The organism is Mesorhizobium sp. M1A.F.Ca.IN.020.06.1.1, from assembly GCF_004023265.1.
GTDB lineage: Bacteria > Pseudomonadota > Alphaproteobacteria > Rhizobiales > Rhizobiaceae > Mesorhizobium.
Map to the genome: position 1 here is coordinate 1 of NZ_RZSR01001223.1, position 1452 is coordinate 1452.

Here is a 1452-nt window from a genome sequence, read left to right on the forward strand (position 1 = left end):
AGGCTGCCTGAAGGGAAGGTTCGACGCGGGTTACGCGGGCGAGATAGATGTTTCCTTTGAGCTGCTTCTTGTCCTGGGATTCAAAGTCGAATTCTTCGATGCGGTTACCGCGAACGACAACAACGCGTGTTTCCTCCGGGTGGGAGGCGTCTATCAGCATCTTGTTGGGCATTATTTCGTTTCCTCCCGGCAGCCATCAGCCGCAGCTGGCGGGGCAGACCCCGCCGCTGTGTGCCTGGATTTGTGTGGCTGCCGGATAATTGAATGTCCGCCGGCCGGAGCTTGAGCGCGATGGCGGTGCCGCCCGCAGCCACAATGGCGCGGTTCGATGCGGACCTTTCCATGATTGCGCTTGAAGCCATCGGCACCCAGCAGAACCTTTTGAACCAAAGCCCGGGCTTGGCCGGACCAGCTTGTTTGCTCGCACAGAGCCGGCGCGGGAGATCCCGGCCGTTTTCATCGCGCAAGCGATTCCCCCGCCACGGGAGCACGCCTGCGAAAATCGTCGCGATCATCTGAAACCCGGAAGGGCCTTGCACATCTTACCCTGGCGGGAAGCTGCAGGGCGGGCGGTTCCAGGATTGCAGTGATCCAATGTCGCTTTTATGATTTGGCGGGTTGGAAGGCAACCCCGATTTCGGATGCCGGCAAAAAGCGCTTCCGCAGGGGAAGGTGGCGCTCCACCTACCGCATGAAAGGCTTGGTTAACCTTCTCTGGATACCAATCGTTAATCGGGTTGGCCGCCAGACAGGCCGTTCTGCCAAACAGGCCGGCGCGAGGCGCCTAACGGGGAGCGACTAGAATAGAGATGGGACTGGCAGGCACCGCAGACAAGGAGCGTGGCGCCGCCGGATATCTGCGGCTCATGGCAAGGACTGTTTTCCTGCTGGTGATCCTGCTTGGCGCGACCGCCGCCTCGCGGGCCGACGGGTTGCTTGGCGCCACCGGCTACAAGATGGCCGGCGATGCAACCAAGATGCGCATCGTCGTGACCTTCGACCGAGAACCGGACGTGAAGTGGTTCCTGCTGCGCGGTCCCAGCCGCCTTGTCGTCGACCTGCCGCGCACGCGATTCGCCCTCAACGCCAAGGACGTGAAGCCGCGCGGGCTGGTGCGCGCCGTTCGCTACGGCGATCAGGGCAAAGGCTCTCGGCTGATCCTGTCCGGCAAGGGACCGTTTGCCGTCGACAAGCTCGAGGTGCTGAAGAATGACGATGGCAGCGGCTATCGCGTGGCCATCGACATGTCGGCCGCATCCGAAAGAGAATTCGACGAGGCTTTGGCCAACCAATCGCTGACGACCGGCTCGACCGTTTCTACCGACAAGGGCGGCCGTGTCGGCACAGGGCCGATTTCGGCGCCTGGGCACCGCTTCACAGTGGTCATCGATCCGGGTCATGGCGGCGTCGACGGCGGCGCGGAGAGCGCCGGCGGCACGGTCGAGAAGAACG

Annotated in this window: 2 protein-coding genes; both read left to right on the top strand. The window is 62.7% G+C overall.

All coding sequences use genetic code 11. The annotated features are described in order from the left end of the window. Positions 1-264 precede the first annotated feature (264 nt). Positions 265-519, top strand: a complete 255-nt coding sequence (locus EOA60_RS32680) for a hypothetical protein (protein WP_066989511.1) — start codon at positions 265-267, stop codon at positions 517-519. Positions 520-809: 290 nt separating this feature from the next. Beyond that, a partial coding sequence (locus EOA60_RS32685; RefSeq protein ID WP_164899758.1) for an AMIN domain-containing protein occupies positions 810-1452 on the top strand: 643 nt, incomplete at its 3' end.